The sequence below is a fragment of the uncultured Campylobacter sp. genome (assembly GCF_938045775.1).
In the GTDB taxonomy this organism is placed as follows: domain Bacteria; phylum Campylobacterota; class Campylobacteria; order Campylobacterales; family Campylobacteraceae; genus Campylobacter_B.
Map to the genome: position 1 here is coordinate 1 of NZ_CALIBH010000195.1, position 24453 is coordinate 24453.

Annotated in this window: 21 protein-coding genes and 1 pseudogene; 8 read left to right on the forward strand and 14 right to left on the reverse strand. The window is 45.6% G+C overall.

All coding sequences use genetic code 11. From position 1 onward, the window contains the following. From Q0238_RS07630 to Q0238_RS07650, 5 genes and pseudogenes are all read left to right on the forward strand, one after another. Window positions 1-207 (forward strand): annotated as a pseudogene (locus tag Q0238_RS07630) (ABC transporter substrate-binding protein); the annotation flags it as partial. After that, window positions 201-998: an ABC transporter permease subunit gene (locus tag Q0238_RS07635; protein ID WP_297944656.1), complete on the forward strand. Its 798-nt coding sequence runs from the start codon at window positions 201-203 to the stop codon at window positions 996-998. The pseudogene Q0238_RS07630 and the gene Q0238_RS07635, both read left to right, overlap by 7 nt. Next, on the forward strand, window positions 998-1687 hold the full coding sequence (locus Q0238_RS07640; RefSeq protein ID WP_297944659.1) for an ATP-binding cassette domain-containing protein: 690 nt from the start codon (window positions 998-1000) through the stop codon (window positions 1685-1687). Before Q0238_RS07635 ends, Q0238_RS07640 begins: the two co-directional genes overlap by 1 nt. Beyond that, window positions 1680-4532 (forward strand): NnrS family protein, encoded by a 2853-nt coding sequence (locus tag Q0238_RS07645; protein ID WP_297944662.1) that lies wholly within the window; start codon window positions 1680-1682, stop codon window positions 4530-4532. The genes Q0238_RS07640 and Q0238_RS07645 overlap by 8 nt, the downstream gene beginning before the upstream one ends. Window positions 4533-4598: 66 nt before the next feature. Further along, window positions 4599-4928 carry a cupin domain-containing protein gene (locus Q0238_RS07650; RefSeq protein ID WP_291939008.1) on the forward strand — a complete coding sequence of 110 codons (330 nt, stop codon included), beginning with the start codon at window positions 4599-4601 and terminating at the stop codon, window positions 4926-4928. Between the two features lie 528 nt (window positions 4929-5456). On the opposite strand, the gene recJ is transcribed toward Q0238_RS07650, so the two are convergent. Beyond that, window positions 5457-7037, reverse strand: a complete 1581-nt coding sequence (gene recJ, locus Q0238_RS07655) for a single-stranded-DNA-specific exonuclease RecJ (RefSeq protein WP_297944665.1) — start codon at window positions 7035-7037, stop codon at window positions 5457-5459. Then, entirely contained in the window at window positions 7027-8658 is a 1632-nt protein-coding gene (locus Q0238_RS07660) for a CTP synthase (RefSeq protein WP_297944668.1), read from the reverse strand. The genes recJ and Q0238_RS07660 overlap by 11 nt, the downstream gene beginning before the upstream one ends. Before the next feature lie 137 nt (window positions 8659-8795). Between Q0238_RS07660 and Q0238_RS07665 the strand changes: the two genes are divergently transcribed. Then, window positions 8796-10244: a DUF945 family protein gene (locus Q0238_RS07665; protein WP_297944671.1), complete on the forward strand. Its 1449-nt coding sequence runs from the start codon at window positions 8796-8798 to the stop codon at window positions 10242-10244. On the opposite strand, the gene Q0238_RS07670 is transcribed toward Q0238_RS07665, so the two are convergent. Further along, window positions 10241-10408 (reverse strand): hypothetical protein, encoded by a 168-nt coding sequence (locus Q0238_RS07670; RefSeq protein WP_297944674.1) that lies wholly within the window; start codon window positions 10406-10408, stop codon window positions 10241-10243. The genes Q0238_RS07665 and Q0238_RS07670 overlap by 4 nt on opposite strands. 220 nt (window positions 10409-10628) lie before the next feature. Between Q0238_RS07670 and Q0238_RS07675 the strand changes: the two genes are divergently transcribed. Both Q0238_RS07675 and Q0238_RS07680 read left to right on the forward strand, forming a co-directional pair. Continuing rightward, the gene (locus Q0238_RS07675) at window positions 10629-13001 is read left to right on the forward strand and encodes a ribonucleoside-diphosphate reductase subunit alpha (protein WP_297944676.1); all 2373 of its coding nucleotides are present in this window, start codon (window positions 10629-10631) and stop codon (window positions 12999-13001) included. Between the two features lie 77 nt (window positions 13002-13078). Then, window positions 13079-13918, forward strand: a complete 840-nt coding sequence (locus tag Q0238_RS07680) for a hypothetical protein (RefSeq protein ID WP_297944679.1) — start codon at window positions 13079-13081, stop codon at window positions 13916-13918. Here Q0238_RS07680 and Q0238_RS07685 read toward each other — a convergent pair. The 11 genes from Q0238_RS07685 to Q0238_RS07735 form a co-directional block, all read right to left on the reverse strand. After that, a complete protein-coding gene (locus Q0238_RS07685) occupies window positions 13910-15667 on the reverse strand; it encodes a GTP-binding protein (protein ID WP_297944681.1) in 1758 nt (585 codons plus the stop codon). The two genes, Q0238_RS07680 and Q0238_RS07685, sit on opposite strands and share 9 nt — an antisense overlap. After that, a complete protein-coding gene (locus Q0238_RS07690) occupies window positions 15660-16811 on the reverse strand; it encodes an MBL fold metallo-hydrolase (RefSeq protein ID WP_297944683.1) in 1152 nt (383 codons plus the stop codon). The genes Q0238_RS07685 and Q0238_RS07690 overlap by 8 nt, the downstream gene beginning before the upstream one ends. A 10-nt stretch (window positions 16812-16821) precedes the next feature. Further along, window positions 16822-18213, reverse strand: a complete 1392-nt coding sequence (locus Q0238_RS07695; RefSeq protein ID WP_297944685.1) for a hypothetical protein — start codon at window positions 18211-18213, stop codon at window positions 16822-16824. A gap of 106 nt (window positions 18214-18319) precedes the next feature. After that, complete coding sequence (locus Q0238_RS07700; protein ID WP_297944688.1) at window positions 18320-19492, reverse strand: PAS domain-containing sensor histidine kinase; 1173 nt, start codon at window positions 19490-19492, stop codon at window positions 18320-18322. After that, complete coding sequence (locus Q0238_RS07705; RefSeq protein WP_297944690.1) at window positions 19483-20181, reverse strand: response regulator; 699 nt, start codon at window positions 20179-20181, stop codon at window positions 19483-19485. Before Q0238_RS07705 ends, Q0238_RS07700 begins: the two co-directional genes overlap by 10 nt. Before the next feature lie 93 nt (window positions 20182-20274). Further along, window positions 20275-21189, reverse strand: coding sequence for a DUF3137 domain-containing protein (locus tag Q0238_RS07710; protein WP_297944692.1), 915 nt, complete (start codon window positions 21187-21189; stop codon window positions 20275-20277). Window positions 21190-21297: 108 nt separating this feature from the next. Beyond that, window positions 21298-21510, reverse strand: coding sequence for a hypothetical protein (locus tag Q0238_RS07715; RefSeq protein WP_297944695.1), 213 nt, complete (start codon window positions 21508-21510; stop codon window positions 21298-21300). Window positions 21511-21529: 19 nt separating this feature from the next. Continuing rightward, on the reverse strand, window positions 21530-21826 hold the full coding sequence (locus Q0238_RS07720; protein WP_297944698.1) for a hypothetical protein: 297 nt from the start codon (window positions 21824-21826) through the stop codon (window positions 21530-21532). A gap of 332 nt (window positions 21827-22158) precedes the next feature. Beyond that, window positions 22159-22680 carry a hypothetical protein gene (locus Q0238_RS07725; RefSeq protein ID WP_297944700.1) on the reverse strand — a complete coding sequence of 174 codons (522 nt, stop codon included), beginning with the start codon at window positions 22678-22680 and terminating at the stop codon, window positions 22159-22161. A gap of 34 nt (window positions 22681-22714) precedes the next feature. Next, window positions 22715-23191, reverse strand: a complete 477-nt coding sequence (locus Q0238_RS07730; protein ID WP_297944703.1) for a hypothetical protein — start codon at window positions 23189-23191, stop codon at window positions 22715-22717. 64 nt (window positions 23192-23255) lie between these two features. Next, window positions 23256-23810 (reverse strand): hypothetical protein, encoded by a 555-nt coding sequence (locus Q0238_RS07735; RefSeq protein ID WP_297944706.1) that lies wholly within the window; start codon window positions 23808-23810, stop codon window positions 23256-23258. Window positions 23811-24453 lie beyond the last annotated feature (643 nt).

Consider the following 24453-nt stretch of genomic DNA (forward strand, 5'->3'; position numbering starts at 1 on the left):
AACAAACAAAGCGCCGCGGCGATCGGGACGAATTTCTTTCCCGCGCCGCCGCCTGCGATATTTATGAGCATCGATACGTCGAATTTATGCGTCAAAAAGCCTAGCGAGATCAAGGACGAGCTTTTGAAATTTTATGAAATTTTGATGGAATTTAACCCTAAGCTCATCGGCGGCGCGATGCCTAAGGACGAGTTTTTTCTATGCTAAAAATCGATAAAATTCGCAAAGCTCAAAACCCCGCGTTTTACGTCATAGATTATCTGTGGGGCGGCTTTGCGAGCCTAGGGACGGTGTGCTTTTTCATAGCCATTTGGCAAGTGGCGAGCGAGGCTTACGGGCCGCTTATTCTGCCCGAACCCGCGGCGGTTTTTTCTAAGGCGTGCGAAATTTTAAAAAATTTTGCCGCAAACGATCTAGCTCTGTCGCTTAAACGTGCGCTTGCAGGCACCTTCCTCGCGCTTTTTGCGGGGATTTGCAGCGGGCTTGCGGCGGGGTATTTCAAAAGCCTACGAGCCTTTTTAAACCCGCTAATTACCGTGCTTCTCTCGACGCCGCCCATCGTTTGGATCGTGCTTGCGATATTTTGGTTTCATTTCGGCGATACAAGCGTGCTTTTTACCGTCGTTATCGTCGTCGCGCCGATGACTTTTGCGTCCGCGGCGCAGGCGATAGCTAGCGTGAGCACCGAATATACCGAGCTTTTTGACAGCTACAAAAGCTCAATTTTAAAAAAACTGCGCTACCTCTACGCGCCGCATCTAATCGAACGGCTACTCCCTGCGATCTACGTCGCGGTCAGCAACGGCGCGAAGGTGCTCGTAATGGCGGAGCTTTTGGGCGCGAACGACGGCATCGGCGCAAAGATCGCCGAAGCGCGCGTCAATATCGATACGGTCGAGGTTATGGCATATGTGTGCCTAGTCATAGCCTTTACGGCGCTTTTTGATTATCTCGTGACCAAGCCGCTTCAAATTCTACTGATGCCGTGGAGCAGATGATGCTAAAAATTTCAAATCTGCGCTACGAAATTCTGCGCGACGTTATAATTTCCGATTTTTCGCTGCAGCTGCGCGCGGGCGAAGTAAAGACGCTCTTTGGCCCTAGCGGCTGCGGCAAGACCTCGCTTTTGCGGCTGGTCTGCGGGCTGGAGGATAAAAAAAGCGGGCAGATCGAAAACGGCTTTAAGAAAATCAGCTTTTTGTTTCAAGAAAACCGTCTGCTACCGAACCTCACGGCGCTTAAAAATATCGAAATTTTTAGCCCCGCGGGCGTGAACGAAATTTACGCCCTTGCCGCAAAGATCGGGCTAAGCCCGAGTGATCTGAATAAATTCCCGCGCGAGCTAAGCGGCGGCATGCAAAAGCGTACGGCGTTTTTGCGCACTATCCTTAGCGGCTGCGATCTGGCGCTGCTTGATGAGCCGTTTGTAGGTCTGGATCGCGATCTGCGCGGCGTGCTGATCGAAATTTTAGTCTCAAAGATCGAGCGCGAGGGGCTTGCCTGCCTTTTGGTGACCCACGACCGCTTCGAAGCCGCACGCCTAAGCCACGAGATCATCGAGCTCGAGCCCAAAGGGATGGGACTTAGGCGTATCGTGAGCCTAGATGAGCCGCTAAGCGCGCGCGACGAGCGATACGAAGAGCGCGTGGTAAGCGAACAGTTTAGGGGGGTGAGCTATTATGAATAGAAATTTTATCTTTAATGCGCGCAAGCAGGGAGGTTCCGCACGAAATTTAAACTTGCGTTGCGGTCTAGGCGCGTATGAACGAGGTTTTGGTACATATTGCGATCCGGGCGCGTGCAATCACGGGCATTTGCCGAGTGCTAGATGCGACGATTTCGGCGCACGCAAGCATGGATTCTTACAAAGTATTAGATGTCGCGATTTCGGCGCGGGCGTGCGCGAGCTCTTGCAGGACACCGGGTGCCGTGGTTTTATCGCACCAAAATACGAGCTGTGTAGCCGCGTGAACTGCGATTACATCGTGAGCGTGCTCTTGAACGGCGCAGCGCACTGCAATTTTGCAGCGCAAAATTCGACGAAATTTAGCAGCGATACGTACTGCAGCTCTAGCGCGAGTACTTACTTACGGCGCAGCCCTAGTATGGGTGATTGCTTACGGCGCGTTAACGCAAACCGAGATACCCGCTCACGCCGCGACTCCGGCGCGAGTGCCAGCTTGCGACGCAGCTCTAGCACGAACGGCCGTTTGCAATCTAGTATGAGCGGACGCTCGCAGCGCAACTTCAATGCAGGCGTTTGCTTACGGCGCGTTGGCACGAAGCAGGGCGTCCATTTGTACTGCAAATTTGGCGCGAACCGAGACGCCTTTTCGCGTTGCGGTTTTGATACATGTGGATTGAGCGTGCAGTTCAGCGCCCCAAAAGCCGTTTTTAGCGCCTATCGCTCGTTGTTTTGCGATGCAAGTGGGCTAGGCACCTTTTATGCGGTGCGGAATTTTTTGAATTTACATGTTGCGCGCGATTTTAAGAATTTCGGCTCCGTAAATTTGAAGAAATTTAACTTTGCCGTGCTGCAATTTACAAATTTAAAAAAGCAAATCCGTGCCGGCGAAGGTGCCGATAAGAGCGCCAATCCGCACAATTTGACGAGTTTTGGGCGCGAAATCCCCACGCCGCGCAGATCCTACTTTGAGAGCGCGGCCGGCATACCGTGCGGATCTGGCCTCCGGCACAGAGGCTGCGAAGCCGCACAAAATTTCAAACGTTTCGCCCCTGATTTTGCAGAAAATTTTAAAGATTTTACTTGGAGCTTGGAAGCCGCACCCGTGCAAAATTTCAAAATTTCCGCTCTAAATTTTATACAAAATTTTTGTAATTCCGCTCGCGGCAGGGAAGCCGGGTCTATGCAAGGCTTCGGAAATTCGGGCCGAAATTTTGAGCCAAGCTTCTCGCAGAGCGTCAAAAATTACGACCAAAATCTTGAGCCGAAATTCCCGCAGAGCGCTAAAAATTCCAATCGAAATTTAGAGGCAGAGCCCGCGCGAGACTTTAAAAATCAAAATTCTACGCAGGATTTTTCACAAAATTGTAAAAGCTATGATCAAAATTCCACTCAGGCTTTTTCGCAAAGTGGCAGAAGCGCCGAGCCAAATTCCAAACCGAGCTTTTCGCAGAGCGCTAAAAATTCTGAACGGAATTTACCGCTAAGCTTCTTGCAAAGCATTAAAAGCTCCGATCAAAGTCAAAAATCCAAACCCACCTCCGCGCAAAGCCATGCCGAGCCAAATTCTGTTCAAAACTTCTTGCAAAGCGCTAAAAATTCCGATCGGAATTTTAAGATCAATTCCACGCAAAGCCAAACTGAGCCTGTTTCGCCACAGGAGCTCAAAAATCTCGAGTCGTGCCCGGCGCAGAAGCAAGAGCTGGGCTTTTACGCGCCTAAATTTAAAGATGAGCGCGCGAGAAATTTTTTCTCCCATCCGATGCGCGCTTTCGTTCTTTGCGCCTGCTTTTTTGCGGCGCTGGGCGCGCTTAGTTTTTTAGCACCCGATGCGCTGGCGATCGATTACGTCGCCGCTCATAAATTTTATTTTCTGTTTTTGGCGCCCTCGTGCATCTACGCGGCGTTTTTGCTTACCGCGCTGCCCGATTGGACGAACTTCGAGGGCTCGCTAAAGCCCGTCTCGCTTGCCTTTGCCGCCTGCCTGATCGCGGCTTTTATCGCGAGCTTTTTAAATTTACGGCTTGCGGCTGCGATTGCGGCGCTGTTTTGGGCGGTATTTTTCATCTTTGCGGCGCGCCTTTTGTGGCTGGATAAAAACTCGAATAATTTTAGCATCCTGGCAGTCCTTGCGGCGTTTTGCGCCTGCTCTGCGGCCTATGGCGCGAGCGGGGATGAGAAGTTTTTGCTTAGCTTCGTGCATATCAACGTCGCGGCAATCGCCGTCGTAAGCTACCGCATAAGCGTCGTCATCGGCAACGAAGCGCTAAGAGAGGCGGGGCTAAAGGACGCCGTTTTTATTCCAAATTTTATCTACAAAAATTTAGCCGCTTTTCTTGCTTTCGCTTTGGCGCTCATGACGCCTTTTTTAAGCGACGCGGCGTGTGGATTTATCGCGCTTGGCATCGGGTTTTTGTTTTTGGCAAAGTTTCGCGAGCTGCACTACGCCGAAATTCTAAGCCGCCACTATATGGCGTTTTACTACGCGCTGCAGGCTGTGTGCGCGGCGGGATACCTGTGGCTGGGCGCGGCGCTGATCCGCGGGCAGTACTCTGCCGCGCCGCTGCACGTTATCGCGATCTGCTATATCTACGGAGCGATACTTTTCGTAGGAATGATCGCAGGCCAGCGCCACAGCGGAATTTCGCCGTTAAACTTCCCTCGCCTAAGCCGCGCGGCGCTCGTTTTGGCTCTACTCGCGGGGGCTTTAAGAGCCGTTTTTGCGGGCGAGAGCTTTGTTTTATACGTGATGGTCCCATCGGCGCTTTTTATCGCCGCGGTCGCGCTATATCTGATAAATTTCATCCCGATCTTTCTGAAAAATCCTTTCAGCGCGGATCCGGATTGATAATCATCAAAGCGGGCTTGCTAAATTTTAGCTACAATCGATCAAATTTCATTTCAAGGAGAACTTATGCAACACATCAAAAATATCGACGCCGCTAAGGCCGTAGAGCTTGCTTCGCTAGTCGAAGTATCCCCTCATAAGGTGATTTCGCGCACCCTTGCGCAAAATCCCGCGCTGAATATGACGCTTTTTGCCTTCGACGGCGGCGAGGAGATCAGCTCGCACAAATCCGACGGCGACGCGTTCGTTTACGTGCTTGAGGGGGAGGGCGATTTCACGATCGACGGGCAGAAGCACCGCGTAAAAGCGGGGCAAAGTATCGTCATGCCTGCGGGTTTGCCGCACGCGATCTTCGCGCCGGTACCGTTTAAGTGGTTTTTAGTGGTGGTTTTTTAGCCTCTAAGCTTAAGAGCGGGTCAAATTTTAAAATTTAGCCCGCCGCTTCATAAAATTTTATCCGAAATTCCATTTGCAGGGTCGCTCTGTTTGTTTCCGACTGCTCCCGCTCGCCCTCGCAAAATTTTAAAATTTAGAAACGTTTAAATTTTGTTTTCACCGCGCCCAAAAATTTCGTCTGTTTTGCAAACCGTGCGGGAGCTGAAAATAACGCATCGTGTTTGCACGCCGTGTCGAGCCCCGAAATCGCGCGCTTGAGCTCGCATCGCAAGTCAAATCCATAGCTCGCGCGTTAAATTTCAAAGCCGCGTCGAGCATGCAAATGTGCGCCAAGCTAGTCGAGCAGATAGGCGCTGTAATAGGGCAATGCGCCGAGCGCGCAATACATATCGGGCGAGTAGAGCAGATTGACGCTGTAGTAGGGCGAACCCGCCGAGTGCGCGATGCGCGCCTAGCTCATAGATCGAGCATAAATTTAAAGGCCGTGTCCGGCGCGAAATGCACGCCAAGCCGGCTAAATTTTAAAATTTAGCTTTCGCTCGGGGTTAGCTCCTTGATGATGAGCTCAGGCGTGATCGTGCCGCGGAAGTTGTTTTTGCTAATCGTAAAGATCGCGTCCACCCGCTCGCCGGCGCGCGGCAAAAAGTCGTAGTTGAAAAACAGCGCCTCGACGCTGCCGCCGTTTTTATCAAGCGCCATTTTGATATGCTTGCCCTCCTTGCCGATCTCTCTGATATTGCGGGCACGGGCGCCTTTGATGCAAAAGAGCGGGCGCGGATTTTTCTGCCCGTAGGGCTCGTAAAATTCTAAAATTTCAAGCAGCTCGAAGTCTATCTGCGACGCGTCCAGCTCGCCCAGCAGATCGTCTTGCGCGCTAAAATCGCTCAGATCCTTAGGCGTAATGCGCTCATTTACGCGCCGCTTAAATTCCTGCAGCAGCGCAGGATCGATCCCCACGCCCGCAGCGCCCTTGTGTCCGCCGAAGGTCGTTAAAATTTCGCTTTGCGAGGAGATCAGCTTTAAAATATCGAATTTACCGATGCTGCGCGCGCTTCCTTTGGCGCGCGAGTCGCTCACGCTAAAGACGATCGCGGGCTTTTTATAGGTCTTGCTTAGGCGGCTTGCGACGATGCCGATGATCCCTTCGTGCCACTGCGGACCCCACACGACGATGACGTTGTCGCTCGGATCGACGCTTTTTACGATCTCGTCGTAGAGGTTTTTCTCCTCCTCTTTGCGCGAGTTGTTGATCGAATTTATCGTCTCTAGGTAGTGGTTTGCCTCTCTGATATTTTTGGCGCATAGGAAGTTATACGACATCGTCGCATCGTCCATCCGCCCCGTGCAGTTGATAAGCGGCGCGATCGTGTAGCTGATATCGTCGAATTCGAAATGTTTTTTAAAATAATGCTCCTTAATCGCCTTGAAGCAGGCGCGGTTCGAGCTATTTAACCGCTTGATGCCGAAGCGCAAAAGCGCGCGGTTCATGTCGCGCAGCTCCATCATATCGGCGATTATGGCGATGATGAGGATATCCATAGAGCTTGCCATATCGTAGTTCACGCCGAGGGTTTCTTTTAGCGCACCCACGAGATACCACGCTACTTGCGCGCCGCAAATTTCGATATTTGGGAAGGTGCAGTCAGGCTGCTTCGGATTGATTATCGCATAAGCTCGCGGCAGCACGGGCGGGGGCATGTGATGATCGGTGATGATGAGATCGATCCCCTTTTGGGCGCAAATTTCGGCGGCTTCCGTCGCGGAGGTGCCGTTATCTACGGTGATGATGAGATCCACATCCTCAAGCTCTTCTATAATCTCGCTGTTTAGCCCGTATCCGTCGGTGAAGCGGTTTGGTATCTTGATAACGTACTCCGCGCCTATTTGATTGAAAAAATCGCTCATTATGACGGTGCTTACGATACCGTCGACGTCGTAATCGCCGACTACGGCTATGCGCTGGTTTTCTTCGATGGCAGTTTTTATGCGCAAAGCCGCCTTATAGGTATCTTTCAGATCGCAGGGTAAGGGAATTTCAGAAATTTTAGTATGCCGATCGTTCGCAAATCTCGATTTTAGAATTTCCCTTATCTCATTTTTACCTAGCATTTTTTATAGATGCTTCGATAAAGCCCAAAATAGCGGGATTTGGGCGCACTAAACGGCTGGTAAATTCCGGGTGAAACTGCACGCCCAGAAAAAACGGATGGTTTTTTAGCTCGACCGCTTCGATAAGCCCGTCGCTCTCGCCGCAGACGATAAGACCGTGCTTTTCAAACTCGGCACGGTATTTCGGATTGGCTTCGTAGCGGTGGCGGTGGCGCTCGCGGATGGTTTTTTGCTCGCCGTAAATTTTACTCAAAAGCGAGCCTTTTTTGACGTCGCAGTCATAGCCGCCCAGCCGCATAGTGCCGCCCATAGGGGATTTATGCGTGCGGATCTGCTTTTTGCCGCTTGCGTCGATAAAGCTGTCGATGAGGTAGATCACCGGATCTTCGGTCTGAGGGTCAAATTCCGAGGAGTTGGCATTTTTCAGTTTTAAGACATTGCGCGCAAACTCCACCATCGCAAGCTGCATCCCCAAGCAGATGCCCAAAAACGGCACCTTATGCATCCGCGCGTAGTTTATGGCTAAAATTTTACCCTCTATCCCGCGCGAGCCGAAACCGCCCGCGACTAAAATTCCGTTTACGTCTCGGAAAATTTCATCTACATTACTCGCTTCAATTTTTTCACTATCTACCCACTTTAAGCTTATCCGCGTATCAAGCGTAGCGCCCGCGTGGATGATCCCCTCGGTGAGGGATTTATAGCTTTCTTTCAGATCGATATATTTGCCGACGAAAGCGATCGTGGTTTCGTTCGTAGGCACGATGACGCGCTTAACGAGGCTGTCCCAGTTGCTCATATCGACTTCGAGCTTGTTTAAGCTTAGAGTCTCTGCGATCGGCGTTAAAATATCCTGCTTCAAAAACGCAAGCGGGATCTGATAGATACTCGCGCTATCGGGGCTTTCGATGACGCAGTTTTTATCCACGCCGCAGCTTAGCGCGATCTTATCTTTTAGCGCGCGATTTAGCGGCATTTCGGAGCGGCAGATTATCATATCGGGGCTGATGCCGATGCGGCGCAGCTCACCTACGCTGTGTTGCGTGGGCTTAGTCTTGAGTTCGCCCGCTACCTTGATGAAAGGCACGAGCGTGAGGTGGATATTCATCGTATTTACCCTACCCAGCTCCACTCTCATCGCGCGGATCGCTTCTAAAAAGGGCAGTCCCTCGATGTCACCCACGGTGCCGCCGATCTCGACGATCAGCACGTCGTTGCCCTCGCCCGCCTTTTTTATGCGGCGCACGATCTCGCCTACGATGTGAGGGATCACCTGGATCGTCTTGCCCAGATAATCGCCCCTGCGCTCTTTTTCGATGACGGAGCTGTAAACTTTGCCCGTGGTGAAGTTGTTGTCTTGGCTTAAATTTTCATCCAAGAACCGCTCGTAGTGCCCCAAATCCAGATCGGTCTCCGCGCCGTCGTCGGTGACGAAAACCTCTCCGTGCTCCAGCGGGCTCATGGTGCCTGGATCTACGTTGATATAAGGATCCGCCTTTAATATGCGCACTTTAAGCCCCGCGTGCTTTAAAAGCGTCGCGATCGACGCCGCTGCAATGCCCTTACCCAGCGAGCTCAGCACTCCGCCGGTGACGAAAATATATTTCGTTTGTTTTGCCATAAGTTTTCCTAAATTTTGATATTAATGTCGCGATTATAACTTCTTTTAGGTTAAAGCACACTAAGCTAGAATTTGAAAATTTTAGAAATTTACGGCAAAATACGACCCAAATAAATTTTAAATTTAAAGGAGAGATGATGAAAAAGATCATCGCGGCTTTAGTGCTCATCGTAGCGCTTATAGTGGGCGTTTTTGTAGCGACGAAGGACGCTAAAACGGGAGTAGCTAAAAGTGTAAACGATAGCATAACCAAAACGGTTGACGGTGCGGTCGGCAAGAGTGCCAGCGCGGCGATTGAGCAGCAGATTGCGGAATTTATCGCTAGAAACGAAATTTTCGAGACTAAAAGCGCTAAATTTTATCCTGGAGATAGCAACTCAAGCGGCTTTATCGAAGGCGTAGTAAAAAAAGAGAAACTACAAAAAAGCCTTGCTGAAGGCTTTAGCAAGCTAAAGGAAAAAGCAGGCGCGCAAGATAGCAACGATACGGATGAGCCGGATCCTGCTAAAATTTTCCCGGAAGATTTTGCTTTTCGCTATGACTACACTATTAGGCATAGCGTAAAAAACGCTGCGGATGGATTTGAGAGCGACGGAATTTTAACGATTAAGACGCCATATTACGCGGAGCCTTGCAAGAAGCTGTTTAAGACTGACGCGCCGCTTAGCACGCATCTAAACTACGGACCTACAGAGGTTAAATTTAGCGCAAAGCTAGCCGATATAAATGTGCTCGAAGATGGCGGAATAGGACGTCTTGCAGGCCTTAGCCTAAACGGCACGAGCGATATGAGCGGCAAAACGATAAAAGCCTTGGGCTTTAAAATCGGTGAAATTTTTATAGACGACGGCAAGGATTCGGGTCTTGATATAAAGGATCTTATCTATGAGGCAAACTTTAAAAACGGCATCCAAGATCTAGACGATAATATAACTAAGCTCTTTTTGAATGACATGGATTTTGCAGGCAGCACAAAAGAGCTCGTCGTAACTGTAGATAAGCAGCGCTTCGTCGTAGTTACGGATATGAGCACGGAAGGTAGCTACCGCGTAAAAGATGGAATTTTAAATTTCAACGAAAGTGATAAAGCCCAAAGCCTAAAAATCGCCGATGTGCTAGTGCGAAACATCCATTTAGGTGTCGATACCAGCTTTAGCGCCGCACTTTTCGAAAAATATCTGTCTGTTATCTCAAATCCGCAAGAAGGCGAAAAATTAGCGGAAAATAAAGAGCTTTTTATGAAGCTACTAAAAGATGATATGAAAATCAACGTGAATGATTTTTCGTTTGAAAATAGCCTCGGTAAGAAATTTGCTTTTAACGCAAGCGCGCTAGTAGGCGGCTACATCGACGAGACGCAGCTTTTTAAGCGTATGAGCTTGGACGGCAAAGCTACGATAAATACGACCATCACGGACTTCCTATCGCCTTATGATAGCCTGCGCGATTTTGCGCCGATGGCGGAAGTTTACGGCTCGCAGTTTCTTAAGCCTGATGGAGATGGGGTTAAGATGGAGTTTAGCTTCGATAAGGCAAGCAACTCTATGATCTTAAACGGAAAGCCTATCCCGCTACCGCACAACTAAATTCTTAAGCTTTGCGGGCGGATTTTAAGCCTGCCCGCAAAGCTCTTTTTGTTTCTTGCTTTTTCGGCACAGAATTTCGTGAGACTCCACTCAAATTTTTCCTTGTAAAATTCCGTGGCGGCGCCATAAAATTTCGCTCGAATTTTACCGCATCGTTTCTGCATGCCTTGCTAAATTTTAAAACTTACAAGCCAAAATCTCATACTTACAATGACAGATAGGCTTAAGCAATTTTGGCTATAATGCGCGCTTTTGCAGCGCAGCTAGCGTAAATTTAAAAGACGACGGATTATGAGCGGCATTTATTACGCCGCCTCTTTTGACGACGTATTTTATATTGGGAAACTAACGCTAAATTTGCATTTTTAAATTTCAAGGAACGATATGAAAGTAATCAAACGCAACGGCAGAACCGAGGAACTTGACGTAAGCAAGATCAAAAAATACACGAGCGAGGCGGTAGAGGGGCTGGAAAACGTAAGCCTTAGCGAGCTTGAGGTGGACGCAAAGATCCAGTTTCGCGATATGATCACCACGGAGGAGATCCAACAAACCCTCATCAAAACCGCAGTCGAAAAGATCGATGTGGACCGCCCGAACTGGACTTTCGTCGCCGCGCGGTTATTTTTATACGATCTGTATCACAAAGTAACGGGCTTTAGCGGCTACAACAGCCTAAAAGATTACTTTGCTCGCGGCGAGGCGGCGGGTCGCATAATGCTCGGCTTAAAGGAAAAATACGATCTAGAGGATCTAAATTCTTATTTGCAGCCGCAGCGCGATTTGCAGTTTAACTACCTAGGCATTAAAACGCTTTACGATCGCTACCTCATCAAGGATAAAAGCGGCGCGCCGATCGAGCTTCCGCAGCAGATGTTTATGGCGATCGCGATGTTCCTTGCGCAAAACGAGCTTGACTGCCAGAGCTGGGCGAAGAAATTTTACGATCTCATATCTAAATTTGAAGTCATGCTCGCCACTCCGACGCTCTCAAACGCCCGCACGACGCGCCATCAGCTAAGCAGCTGCTACGTAGGAAGCACGCCCGATAATATCGAAGGAATTTTCGATAGTTACAAGGAGATGGCGCTACTGAGCAAATTCGGCGGCGGTATCGGCTGGGACTGGTGCAAGGTGCGCGCGATGGGCGGCAGCATCGACGGGCATAAAAACGCCGCGGGCGGTATCATCCCATTTTTAAAGATCACCAACGACATCGCAGTCGCCGTCGATCAGCTGGGCACACGCAAGGGCGCTATCGCCGTGTATATCGAGCCGTGGCATATGGATGTGAGCGACTTCCTTGATCTGCGCAAAAACTCGGGCGAGGAGAGGCGCCGCGCGCATGAAATTTTCCCCGCGCTGTGGATAAACGATCTGTTTATGAAAAGACTTCAAAGCGGCGGCAAGTGGACGCTCTTCGATCCTACCGAGGTAAGCGATCTAAGCGATCTATATGGCGCGGAATTTGAAGCGCGCTACGAGCAGTACGAGGCCGATGATAAAATTTCAAAATCCACCATCCTGGCAAAGGAGCTTTGGAAGAAAATTTTAACGAGCTATTTTGAGACCGGAATGCCCTTTTTATGCTTCAAAGATAATGCCAACCGCATCAATCCAAACGCTCATCAAGGCTTAATCAGAAGCTCAAATTTATGCACGGAGATCTTTCAAAACACGGCGCCGAACCACTACAAAATCAAAGTCGTATTTGCCGACGGCAGCGAGAGGCTGTTTGAGGAAAACGAAGAAGTAAGAACCGACTCGGGCATCGTAAAAAAGGCGAAAAAAATCACGGCACTGGACACGCTGGGCGGCAAAGAAATTTTTATCGTAGAAAAGGGCTGCAGCGAAGGCGCGACGGCGGTTTGTAACCTCGCAAGCGTAAATTTAAGCAAAATCAACAGCCGCGAAGAGATAGCTCGCGTGATGCCGATCGCCGTGCGGATGCTTGATAATGTCATCGATCTAAATTTTTACCCGCACGCCAAGGTCAAACACACCAATCTAAAAACCCGCGCGATAGGGCTCGGCGTAATGGGCGAGGCGCAGATGCTTGCCGAGCGCGGCGTGAAGTGGGGCAGCTATGAGCACTTCGAGCTGATCGATAGGATAATGGAAAACGTGAGCTTTAACGCGATCAAGGCAAGTTCAAATTTAGCCGTAGAGAAGGGTAGGTACCCTGATTTTGCGGGCTCGAAGTGGAGTGAAGGAATTTTCCCGATCGATTTAGCGAACGAAAACGCCAAAGCGCTAGTTAAGCGCGGCGGGCTCTTTGAGCAGAGCAGCTGCGACTGGGACGGGCTGCGCGAAAAAGTAAAGCGCGATGGCATGCGAAACGGCTATCTGATGGCGATCGCGCCGACATCGAGTATCAGCATACTCGTAGGCACCACGCAGACGATCGAGCCGGTGTATAAGCGCAAGTGGTTCGAGCACAACCTAAGCGGTATGATCCCGGTCGTCGTGCCGAATTTAAGCCCGAAAACGTGGCAGGCGTACGTGCCTGCATACGAACTCGATCAGCGCTTGCTCGTAAAGACGGGCGCCATACGCCAAAAATGGATCGACCAAGGCCAGAGTCTAAACATTTTCATGAGCCTGGATAAGGCAAGCGGCGGCTATCTGAGCGAAATTTACACGCTTGCATGGCAGCTGGGGCTAAAATCGACCTACTATCTGCGCTCCGAAAGCCCGGATAGCGAGAAGCTAAACAACGTCGCAGATCGCTCGATCGAGTGCGAGGGATGTCAGTAAAATTTAATTGGTTATCTATGATTATTCTTATATCATGGTTTTTAGTAGTCGCACAAAAAAAGCAAAGGGTATAAATTTTGTCTAGCTTAACAGATATTGAAAAAAGATATTTAGAAACGCTTTTTGAAATGAATACCGGCTATGTTTTAGATTTTACTGATCGGACTTTTTACGATTTTATACAAAATATTACCGGAGTCGATATACATGCTATAAAATATAAAATTTATGGAAATTCTAAAGCCAAAAAATTAAGAGCCTTTTGGCAAACTGAAAGCGACGTAGTAAATGGAAGAGTATTAAAAAATTTATTGGAACGCTATAAATTTAATGTTGATAGCGGAAGGGTTAAATTTAACGAAAAAATTTACAGTGAATGCATAAAAATTACCAATAGGCTTCTTGGTGTTAAAAATACTATAAACTCAAAGGACGAATTATTAAATATAAAATTTGACGATATCAATATTAAAGATTTATCTTTAGACCTTGGTTTGGAAAAGGTCTTGGAGCATAGAATGCTGGAGATAGATAAATGTTTGGGCATTGGTGCATACATGTCCGCAATTATACTATGTGGAAGTGTCTTAGAATGTCTTTTGCTGAGCTATATGCTAAAAAATCCGAAACAATTTAATATATATAACCAATCGCCGAAAGACAAAACTGGCAAAGTGAAACCTTTTCAAGATTGGAAACTATCAGAAATGATAGATGTATCTGGCGGTATCGAATTACTATCTCAAGATACTAAAAAATTTTCACATGAACTAAGAAATTTTAGAAACTATATACACCCCATGGAGCAGTTAGCTAATAATTTTAAACCTGACGATCAAACGGCCAAAGTCGCTTTCCAGGTTTTAAAAATGGCTATCTTAGATTTGCAACATCAAAGAAATACAAAATTAAGCTAGAACTAAAGCGCTTTCATCTATACCTCGCCCGATAAAGACCAAAAAATTATCGCAGCGTTTGCAGTCGCTAAAAGGCGTTATCTCAAATTTGCCGTTTACGAACTGCACGACGTATTGCGCCTCGTCGCCTTTGAAGCTTGCAAGCCCTTTTATACGGTAAAAATTTTCCGGTATATCGCTCATAAATTTGATGAAATTTTGCCTATCGATGCCATCAGGCAGGTCTTTTTTAAACGAGACTATCCCCTCGTCTTCGTGCGTAGCATGCATTTTGCCCTCAAGCAGGACGGACGCCATATAGGAGGTGTCGCTCTGGCGGTAGAGCAGATAGTTTGGATTTAGCTCGGCGCCCACCGTCTCGAATATCTCGGCGCAGCGGTTGTTTTGGATCAAAGCTTGTCGTATCCGCTCCTTCTGCTCGGGCGAGATCAGATCGATTTTATTGAGCACTATGACGTCTGCGGCCTTGATCTGCTCAAGCATTATTTTTGATCTACCCCGCTCTTTTAAAAAATTCGCCCCATCCACGACGGTGACGATGGCGCATAGATTGACCGCGTCTTTGATCTCGTTTAGCTCGCTTAAGATATTGAAAGGATTGGCAACGCCGGTGGTTTCAAGCACGATGCTGTCGGGCTTTTTGGGTTTGAGCTGCGAAATCGCGAGCTTGATCTGCCCCGCCATGGAGCAACAAACGCACCCCTCGTCAATCTCTACGAGCGCGTATTTGGCGTCCAGTAGCGCGCCGTCGAGGCCGATTTTGCCGATCTCGTTTTGAATGATGCCGGTAAATCTATTTTGCGCCGTTTCGTGCTCGATGAAATTTTGAATAAATTTAGTCTTGCCCGAGCCCAGATAGCCGGTAATGATGAAAAAATTCGGCCGCTCGCCGCCTTGCATAAAAATTTGCTTTTTATCCTCCCTGGCTAAGCGCAGCAAAAATTTAGACAAAGGTGCCGAGCCTGGCAGCTTTTTAAAGGATTTATCATTAAATTTAAAGCATCCGTCACTCGCGCCCTTTGCGCCGTAGATTAAATTTACAAAAATTTCGCCGCAGAGCGGATCTGCTTTGCTTTTTAAATTTCGATCTTTGTCGTAGATCACGGCGTGCGCCGCTTTTTTGTAAATTTCAAAGTTCTCGTAACGCGGCTCGTAAATTTTGCAAAGCGCGATATGCAAAAAGTTCATAAACGCAAGCGACACCCTAAAGCAGGGGAAATTTTTATCGAGCCCCTCTTTTGCGATGATCTGCTTGCCCTCTATGCGCACGCCGTCCTTTGCGTACGATCTATCTCTGAGCTTTGTTTTAAAAGATAGCGCCAAGCCCCGCTCTTGCGGCCTTAAGTAGATCGTAGCGACGCAGAAGTTATTTAAAAGCTCCTCGTGCGCGGAGAAATTTCGCACTTTCGTCAAAAACTCTGGCTCTTCAGCTAAAACGGCTTCAAAAAGCGAGACGCTACCGAGCAGCTCATCGTTTGCGGAGGGGAAATAATAAAGCTCAAATACGCCCGTATCCTCTTTTACCTCCCGCAAAACGATGCCGTAAATTCCACCGTAAAAGCCGAATTTTATGCTCCAGCATTCGTTAAAATAGTTCCCCTTATACATCCCCTGATACCTGCTTGAGGATTTTACGTCGCTATCGTAAAGAGACTTCATCAATATACATCTCATAAGCGACCTGTAATCCTCAAACGAGTATTTAAATTTCAAAGGGAAAATATCTTGAAATTCCATGCTTCTATCCAAATTTAACCTTATCGCCGTTGCCCAGATAATCGGACGTTTTGGTTTTAAATCTAGCCGTGCCTTTTACGATCGGATAGCCCTCGCGGACGAATTTTTGCACGGTCAGCAGACCAGTGCAGTGGTTGCACGCCATGACCTGGTAGTTCCATCTTTTCAGTCCGATAACCAGATCGTCGTATTTAGGATCCCAGTCGTCAAACGGCGAGATATGAAGTCCGCCGTAAAGCCCGTAGAGTTGGTCGTTGTCGTACTTAAGCTCCTTATGCGCGGAGTCCGAAAAAGTAATGATGCCTTGATGGCAGCAGCCCGTGATACTCACTAGGCCTTTGTCTTTGACGTTTACGAAGATCGACTGCTCGCCAAAAACCCTCGTAATGATAGGGCAATCATAGCAAAACGTGCACATTCCAGGCTCGATCTCATTTCTGCCCTTTTTAAACACTACAAGCTCGCCTTTATGGCCTGAATCTTTGATATATTGTCTGCCCTCCGGGTAAAAGCCTTCGTGAATGATGATTCTGATGTCGGGCTTATACTTTAAAACTACGGGTAGCGCCCAAAAGTGATCGTAGTGCTCGTGCGACATTATGAGGGTGTCTATTTCGCCGTTTTGCAGCATCTTATCGATCCCCTCCCGCTTAAAGCACTCGTGCATCCACTTATATGACCAGCCGCAATCAAGTAGATATTTTTTCTTTTCGCCGTTTAGACGCTCTATCTCTATGAGAGCAGAGTAGCCGCCCGCATTATCGGGATTTACGGAAAGTTTTTTGGTTACCTCCCACGCCTCATCGATCTTATCGGGTAGAAGATGCTTGATTTGTGAAATTCCCTCTTCGTAGCTGCCTTTGGCAAGCCCTTTGCCGTTACCAAACGGTGGCCAGTTAAATAGATATTGATTGACTAGCAGTCCGCCTGCGCCTTTAATATCTCCCATCAGCATCGAGTTGTCAAACCAGCTCGTTTCGGAGATATTAGTAACCTCGACGCTTTTAATCGCGCCAAAATCGGTCATCTTTCGCACTTCATCGGGAAGAAAAAATTCTCTCGCAGGAGAGTATGAAAACACTCCCATCGATGCGAGCGCGCCGAGTCCTATTCCCGCTGCACCGCCTTTTATAAAATCTCTTCTAGCTTCATTCATCTCAGATCCTTTATTTAAAAATTGTAAGCATATTGCCCACGACAGGCGCTAGATAAACTACGGCGACATAGATGATCACGCCTATGATAAAGCCTACTACCAAGCCTTTGATGGAATTTTTATTTCTAAAATCGTCTTCCTCGCCCGCTTCCTCCGCCTCTTCCTTCTTGCCGGCAAGCTTCCAGCCGGGCCAGCCGTCCATAAACCAGTAATTTATCAGCATGACGTTGATAAACCAGATCATCGGAATCATCGGGAATTGTTGCGGGTGCGAAAAGCCTTTTTGGGTGCCTAGTAAAAAGTGAGAGACCTGATAATAAACGTAGTATAGGACGATAGCCGCTACCATGCTTATGATCGTTCTAAGAAGGATATTGACGGGCTTTGAAAATTTATTAACCGCGTTGTTGCAGTAAAATTTAATAAATAGCACCGGCACGAGCCAAAATATAGCTATCTCGCCTACGTGCAGCCAGCGCCAATCGGGCGCAAAGAGCCTCCTGTCGCCTCTAATATGCACGCCCCAGATGAGCTCTTGCAAATAGTAAAAGAAGAACGAAAAGCAAAACGCCATCGCTATAATGCCGAAAAACGACGCCGTCCTTCTAAGCCAGTTTGTCTTAATAAGGCTAAAAGGATACCTCTCCCAGATAGTTTCATACACCCACACCATAACGGTACAGCACATGATCCATGCGATATTGAAATTTCCGTGCACGGTATCGGCGAAATTATGCCACCAAGGCGGAGTAATGGATGTGTATTTTTGCCACGGATCGAATAAAATTCCCATTTGCGAGTGGAAAAATACGAAATACACGATCATACTTAGCAAAAAGGTCCAGATAAAAACGGTAAAGCCTTTAACGGGCTGCTTTAACTTCTGCCACGGCGAATTATCTGCAGCCACCACCCAAGAAGGACTTAACCACGACGCGATAGCGGCAAACATTAAAATGGCCTGAGCCGAATACTCAAGAGCGTAAAAATCGGTTATACCAAGCTCCGCAAGCCTTCGCGGACTAAAATACGATATGGCAAGCTCGCCTAAAATAAATTCGAAGAATATCTTTAAGAATACGAAGAAGGTAAAAAATACCATCACGGTAAAGATAATGCCTTTTTTCGCTGGCCCCGCATTATAGAGCCACTCTCTTTTGAATGGCCAAAAGTTAAAAATATACGCAATCCAGATGATGACCACGAGCAGCCATCTGCACCACATATATCCCACGTATGGAGTATACATCCTCATCAGCCCCCTAGGATCTTGAAAGATCCACCACGATGCGTAAAACACTACAAACAAAAACAGGGTGTTTACAAGCACCGATGTGAGCGGAGAATACCTTCTAACAAGCTTCCGCTCCTCCAGATAAATTTTGTCTTCAGGTTCGCTCATCGCTTCCTCCTTACATGAAATTTAATCTTTATTAAATTATATAAAAAGAGTGCAGCTCATTTGTAGCGTAAATTTGGATTAAATTTTAAATTGTCTCAGAAAAGCTTCATTTCGGAAGTTTGATTATGAAATTTGAACCGCCTTTTAGGCTTTCTACGACGAGCGAGCCCTTACAGTGATCTTCGATGATGATCTTTGACATATATAGCCCGATGCCGGTGCCGTTTTTGCTAGCTTTGGTAGAAAAATACAGATCGAAAATTTTATCCGCGATCTCCTTTTTGATGCCGCCTGCATTGTCTTTTACGCTTAAGCAAAGATAAGATTTTTCGATGTAGGTTGAAATTTCGATAACGCCGTCGTCGATATTTCTTTCCAAAAAGGCGTCCTGCGCGTTTTTTATGATGTTTAAGATAACCTGCGAAACTTCGTTTTTATATGTGAGCAGAGTCTGGTTGCAGCCGTATTTCGCGTAAATTTTAATCTTTTGATTTTGCAGTATCGCTTTTGCGATATTTATCGCCATATTGCAAAGCTCCTCCAGGCTCGTAACCTCCTTAATCTTGGCGGGCTTAAAGAAATTTCTAAACTCATCGATCGTTTCGGATAGGTGCTTGGAATACTGCTCGATCTTGCCTAGCTCCTCCAAAAGGGCGGTTCTGTCAAATTTATCAGCCATCAAGCAGCTAGTGCTTAGATAGGAAGCCGTAGCCGAGATAGCGGACAGCGGCTGCCTCCATTGATGCGCTATCATATTTAAAATTTCGCCCATCTGAGCGAGCCTTGATTGATACTGAAGCTGCTCGTCTTGGCGCCTTATGAGCTTTAGCTGCTCCTCGATCTCGTGGTTGAGCGTTAAATTTAGCCGCTTGACCTTCAGCCTGCTTTGTTTTAATTTCTTCTCCGCCATCACCCTTTTGGTGATATCCACCACTATCCAAAGCACCTCGTCGTTTCCCGATATGGAATCGCCCGAAATTCTAATCCACAGCCCTTTGCCACTTTTGTGCCTCAGCTCGTAGTTTAGCTGCAGGGCCTCATTTTTCCTTACTTTATTAAAGGCGATGTCTGCAAAATGCAAGTATTTTTCTTCGCTTAGATGTATGGTTTGCGCGGATTTACCGATGATCTCGTCGTATTCGTAGCCGAAAATTTTACAAAAGGTCTCGTTGCACTCCATAATATTTCTTTTCTTGTCCACGATGAAGATGCCGACGCCGGAATTTGAAAATATCGTCTCAAATCTCTGATGATTTTTCTTGATGTCTACTATCGCCATTTTATCCTGTATCCTTGTGAGTAGATATTTTCTATCAGCTTATAGCCGATTTTTCGGTGAAATCTGGATATGATATTTCTTACCCGTTTATCGTCATACTCGTCGCAATCCTCGAACAGCTCGTTTTCTATCTCAGGGCCGCTTACGATCCGTCCGCTAGAGCTTAGAAGTAGCTGCAACAAAGAGGTTTCGTTTTTGGTTAGTTTGATAATTTCGCCTGCCTTGGATAGGGTTAAACTCTGCTTGTCCCACACGAAATCGCCGCTTAGATAAATAAACTTTCCGGGTTTGGTTTCGATGCTCTGCGTGATTTTTTCAAGCACGCTTAGTAGATCCTCGGTCGTAAAAGGCTTTAGTATGTAGCCGTCCACGCCGATGGATATGGCTTTGGTAAAAAATTTAGACTCGTCGTAGGCCGAGAATATGACCGTTTTTACCGAAGGATCGATCTGTTTGATCCGCTCTAGCATCTCAAGCCCGCTCATGCCCGGCATATTAATATCGGTAAAAACAATGTCCGCTTTGCCCGCTTTAAATTTATCGATACCCTCCCGCGCGTCGCCGCAGTCGATAACTTGATGAAAGAATAGTTTTAAAATTTTCGCGGTCTGCTGCCTTACCTCATTATCATCCTCGACATATAGGGCGCGCATACTGCGAGTTTGAGCTTGTATTTCGTTTATATCCATAACGCAGCCCCCCCCCTTTTTAAATTTATCCCTTATCCTAAATTCTATTTCGCGCGCTGCAACCCTGTTTTAAATTTACAAAATCGAGTGTTTTTATTCCACCTGCCCGAGCTTTTTAAGATAAGCAAAAATTTTAGCGATCTCGATCATTTTATTTAGGCTTTCGAGCAGCTTCGCGCTTTGCGAGCTCGGCGCGGATTTGAAAATTTCGCTATTTTCAACGCCTATTACGAGGCTGTTTTCGCCCAGATAAAGCTCGGTTTTACCGAACAAATTTACGGTGATCGTTTGCATATTTTCTAAAATTTTTTTGTTTTGCAAAAATGCGGCGGCGGCGGGATTGTTGAGATAGACGTCAAACGATGCGCTTAGGTGCGGGCTGTCTTTAAGCAGCTTAAGATCCGATGCGCCGAATATAAACTCTCCGCGCGGCACGACCAAAATTTTACTATCGAAAGTCTCGCTAAAATCAAATTTTGCAAAAAGCCCGTCGAAAATCGCCGTATCATCCTTTTTTTTAAGATGCAAAATTTTATCCAGCTCAAATACCCGATCCTCTCTGTTTTTATCAAAATCGCGACTTAGGCAGATGTCACCGATTTTTATACCAAATTCGGGCGTCTTACCCACTATAGCGTGCTTGCAAGTGCATAGATTTGCCTCTTTACGGAGCGGATTTTTGTAAATTTCATCGAGCAAAAACGCGCCGAAGGGCTGAAAGGTAAGACGCAGCTCCTTTGCGATCCAGAGCAGAAATTCGTTTTTAAAAGCCTCTTCGCTGAGCGATTCAAATTTATGCGAAATGCGCACAGCTAGGTATTTGTAAGCAGGATAAGCAAGAGCTAGCAGTACCAATAAAAACAGGAACGAGAAATCTCCGAAATCCTTGCGCATAGCAATAAACAGCGCCAGTACTACTGCCGCCACGCCGCCACGCGCCTTCCAAAGCGCCACATTGCGCGTTCCATCTAGTTTTTGCTTTTTTAATTCGTAAGAAACAAGGCTCATCGCTATCCCCGTGAGTGAAATTTGACGCTCATTATAGCGAAAAATGGGATTAAATCAAGCCATATGATAAGCGCATTGCTATTTATAAGGCGGGTTTTTTATAATAGCTCAAAAGCATAGAAATCGCCGTCTTTTTTCCTTACACTTAACGATATCGCCCTGTTTGAATTCTAAAATTTCATCTAGCTCGGATTCAAAATTCATCGTATCGGTAATTTTAAAAATATATTGCGCGATTTGAACAGCCTTTACTGGGCGCCATACATCGATATCTTCGTTTAAAATTTTTATAAGAATTTCTTTATCGGGCGCGCTCGCCATATTAAACTTTTCTGCCCGGTTATCTAAAATTCTTTCTGCCTAGCCACAATTTAAGATATTTTAATACGGGTCTTAAATAATCATTAGTAGCGTTGGCTTTAAAGGTGCTTATGTCCGATTCTATCAAATACCAGCTATATCCGTCATCCTTTAAAATATTCATTTTGCGATGTTTGGCCTCAGTGTTTGCGTCCGATATCTCTATATCCAATACTTTATTTGCGATATTCATCTGCACCGATAGGTTAGAGCTTAGATCATATATGAAACGGTTAAAATCTTTGATGATATGCGTATTATATACATCATCGATCATCTCAGCTCTTCTCTTCCAAAAAATTTCCTCTTCTATTGGGTCTCCATCAAAAAGCTTTTCATAATGATCTTCATCGGTTGCGGCCTCTTCGTAAGATATGGTAAACCATCTGTAATATCCCTCGTGCGTCCCAAATGTCCAATTCGTAGGTATCGTTTCATCTATTACTTGAAAATATTCGCTATTAAATCGATACCATTCTCTATCATCTTCAAACGGTAATATACAATAATAAACCTGTCCCTCTTCATATTGGATACCATAAACAAAATAGGTTCTGTTTAATCCCAGATACTCATGCTCGTCTTCTTTTATACATTTTACAATCATTTTTAATCATCCTTAAATTTGAAATCATCTACGGCTTCTATAATAGGCGGTTCGTTTTTATCGCCTATTATACTATTTCTAACAAGTTCTGTAAAAAATTCTTTGTTTTTGGATTTGTTGATTGCCTCTTTTATAGTATTAAAGGATAATTTTAAATTCTTTAAATTGCCATCTATAATGCAAAAGCCGTTTTTCTCACACAATGATATTATGCCCCTTAATACGGCTTCATACTCGGATCTAAAATCGATACGAAATGTAACGGACTCTATTATATTATTAGCATCAAAAAATACCTCTAAGCGATTGCCGTTTTCGCTTCCATATAGATCTATTTCGTTAGACCAAGATTTTTCGGGCTTTAATAGGTGCGAAATTTCAGAAAATATCTCTTTTTTGATCTTTGCCTTTTTCCAATACTTATCGTCTTCAAAGAGCCTTATATCGCTATATTGCGGATCGTATTGTAGATCGTAGGTATCGCTTTTGGGCAGAATAAAAAACTTACATTGCCAAATTGCCATATCTTCCTTCCTCAAATATTTTCATTATAAAATTTTAAAAGTAATACACATAGCAGCCTCGGTCATCGTATATATCAAATAAAATCGAAAATTTCTCTTTATTGTTTACGGCTAACTGAACTCTAATGTTCAAAGAGGGCTCTTTTGCCAGCTCAAAATTAAAATGGCGCAGCAGTATGGATCTCAAAAAATTTGGCTCAAGCGCCTTTTCTTTTATAAAAATAACGCCCGCTCTGGCGCCGTTTTTATAAGGCTTAGCTTTTGTGTATTGCCCCTTCATATTTTTAAGAAGATACTCCTCTATTTTCTCATCTCTTTCCCAAAAAAGAATTTTATAAACTACGCTATCTAAGTGGCTTGCTTTTGAAATCAAAAACATAACTAGCCTGATTTTGGCCTCTACATCGATATTTTCAAAATCTATTCTTGATCTGGCTATGCCTCTTTTATTTCTACTTATTTTTCTAAATTCTATATCGAAATTAGTTGGATCTATAATGCTTTTTATCATTGTCGTCACCCTTCAAAGCTCTTTTGCTACGTGATACTATGCAAGCTCGCTTTAAAATCCTTATCTACTTTTCCCATTTAAATTTAAATCTCTTGCGCTTTATTTTTATGAAATTTTCCAACTCTTTATCGGTAAAATTTAAAATCTCTTTTCGGTTTTGTAAATTTACATAAGTGTGCCTTATATCGCAATTACCGACAAAGGCGGCTTCCCAGTTCTTAATTAGCCAACTTGAGCTTATGGCATATTCCCGTCCTTTATCCGAGCGCATTTTATCGTCATATCCGATAGGCGCAAACATACCGGAATAAAACCCCTCTAGATAAGGCAATCTCGGGCATCCTTCCGTATCGGTTGCGACGATAAATTTTATCTTTCGATCATATGGACGAAAAGCCTTGTGACACTCTATAATATCTCCATTTTTTAGATCGTCTTTGAATTCTAAAAATTTATAAGTAAATTTTGCGGGAATTTTATCATTTATCCTTTTGTATTCGGCTAAAAAACTATCGTAATAAGAAAATATGCTTATATTTCTGGGCGACTCTGGATCACATACAAAATCTAAATTCTCCAATACCCACTTTTTAGAAATCAGACCATTATTATTTCTCACATTTGCTTCCGGAGGCAATATTATGAATTCGCCCAATTTATCGCCGTTTATACGCAGCAGGTTATTCCAGCTACAAAATAAAAACCGCCTTTGACCGATTTGCAGTATATCGCCCTCCGCGAAAATTTCTCTAAAATTATTAATCGAAAATTTCCTTCTACCTCTTACGGGTATTATCTTTTTATAATTTCTTTTCATGATCTTTCTTCTGTTTTATTATTAAATCGCCGCACACTCGCTAAATCCCTAGATGCAAAATATATAAATCATTTTTAATTGCCGAATCGATTAGTTCCAATAGGCCGTCTAATTGCTCGATAACCGAGGATTTATTTAGCGCGCAGTTTTTATCAAAAACAATTTGCTAATCCGCGCTCAAGAAAAGCGACCTCCAAGAGCATATTATATCTCTAAATTTAGCTTTATCTTCTATCCAGCTATAGCCATAGTAATTTAGACCTTTTTTCAAATTTACCTCATCGTTCCACGTGGTTTATACCCACTTTAGAGAGTATAAAATATGAAGTATCAGATCATCGCTAATTACTACGCAATGCTCTTTAGAGAAGATATTTTCTTTTGTCTTTTTGAGCAAAAATTCATGTTTAGGCATACAGCTCCTTATTGTTTTAAAATATGACTT

Coding starts and splice junctions, on each gene's coding strand:
- Q0238_RS07635 (WP_297944656.1), top strand. CDS start 201: ATGCTAAAAATCGATAAAATTCGCAAAGCTCAAAACCCCGCGTTTTAC.
- Q0238_RS07640 (WP_297944659.1), top strand. CDS start 998: ATGCTAAAAATTTCAAATCTGCGCTACGAAATTCTGCGCGACGTTATA.
- Q0238_RS07645 (WP_297944662.1), top strand. CDS start 1,680: ATGAATAGAAATTTTATCTTTAATGCGCGCAAGCAGGGAGGTTCCGCA.
- Q0238_RS07650 (WP_291939008.1), top strand. CDS start 4,599: ATGCAACACATCAAAAATATCGACGCCGCTAAGGCCGTAGAGCTTGCT.
- recJ (WP_297944665.1), bottom strand. CDS start 7,037: ATGCTAGGTAAAAATGAGATAAGGGAAATTCTAAAATCGAGATTTGCG.
- Q0238_RS07660 (WP_297944668.1), bottom strand. CDS start 8,658: ATGGCAAAACAAACGAAATATATTTTCGTCACCGGCGGAGTGCTGAGC.
- Q0238_RS07665 (WP_297944671.1), top strand. CDS start 8,796: ATGAAAAAGATCATCGCGGCTTTAGTGCTCATCGTAGCGCTTATAGTG.
- Q0238_RS07670 (WP_297944674.1), bottom strand. CDS start 10,408: ATGCAGAAACGATGCGGTAAAATTCGAGCGAAATTTTATGGCGCCGCC.
- Q0238_RS07675 (WP_297944676.1), top strand. CDS start 10,629: ATGAAAGTAATCAAACGCAACGGCAGAACCGAGGAACTTGACGTAAGC.
- Q0238_RS07690 (WP_297944683.1), bottom strand. CDS start 16,811: ATGAATGAAGCTAGAAGAGATTTTATAAAAGGCGGTGCAGCGGGAATA.
- Q0238_RS07695 (WP_297944685.1), bottom strand. CDS start 18,213: ATGAGCGAACCTGAAGACAAAATTTATCTGGAGGAGCGGAAGCTTGTT.
- Q0238_RS07700 (WP_297944688.1), bottom strand. CDS start 19,492: ATGGCGATAGTAGACATCAAGAAAAATCATCAGAGATTTGAGACGATA.
- Q0238_RS07705 (WP_297944690.1), bottom strand. CDS start 20,181: ATGGATATAAACGAAATACAAGCTCAAACTCGCAGTATGCGCGCCCTA.
- Q0238_RS07710 (WP_297944692.1), bottom strand. CDS start 21,189: ATGAGCCTTGTTTCTTACGAATTAAAAAAGCAAAAACTAGATGGAACG.
- Q0238_RS07715 (WP_297944695.1), bottom strand. CDS start 21,510: ATGGCGAGCGCGCCCGATAAAGAAATTCTTATAAAAATTTTAAACGAA.
- Q0238_RS07720 (WP_297944698.1), bottom strand. CDS start 21,826: ATGATCGATGATGTATATAATACGCATATCATCAAAGATTTTAACCGT.
- Q0238_RS07725 (WP_297944700.1), bottom strand. CDS start 22,680: ATGGCAATTTGGCAATGTAAGTTTTTTATTCTGCCCAAAAGCGATACC.
- Q0238_RS07730 (WP_297944703.1), bottom strand. CDS start 23,191: ATGATAAAAAGCATTATAGATCCAACTAATTTCGATATAGAATTTAGA.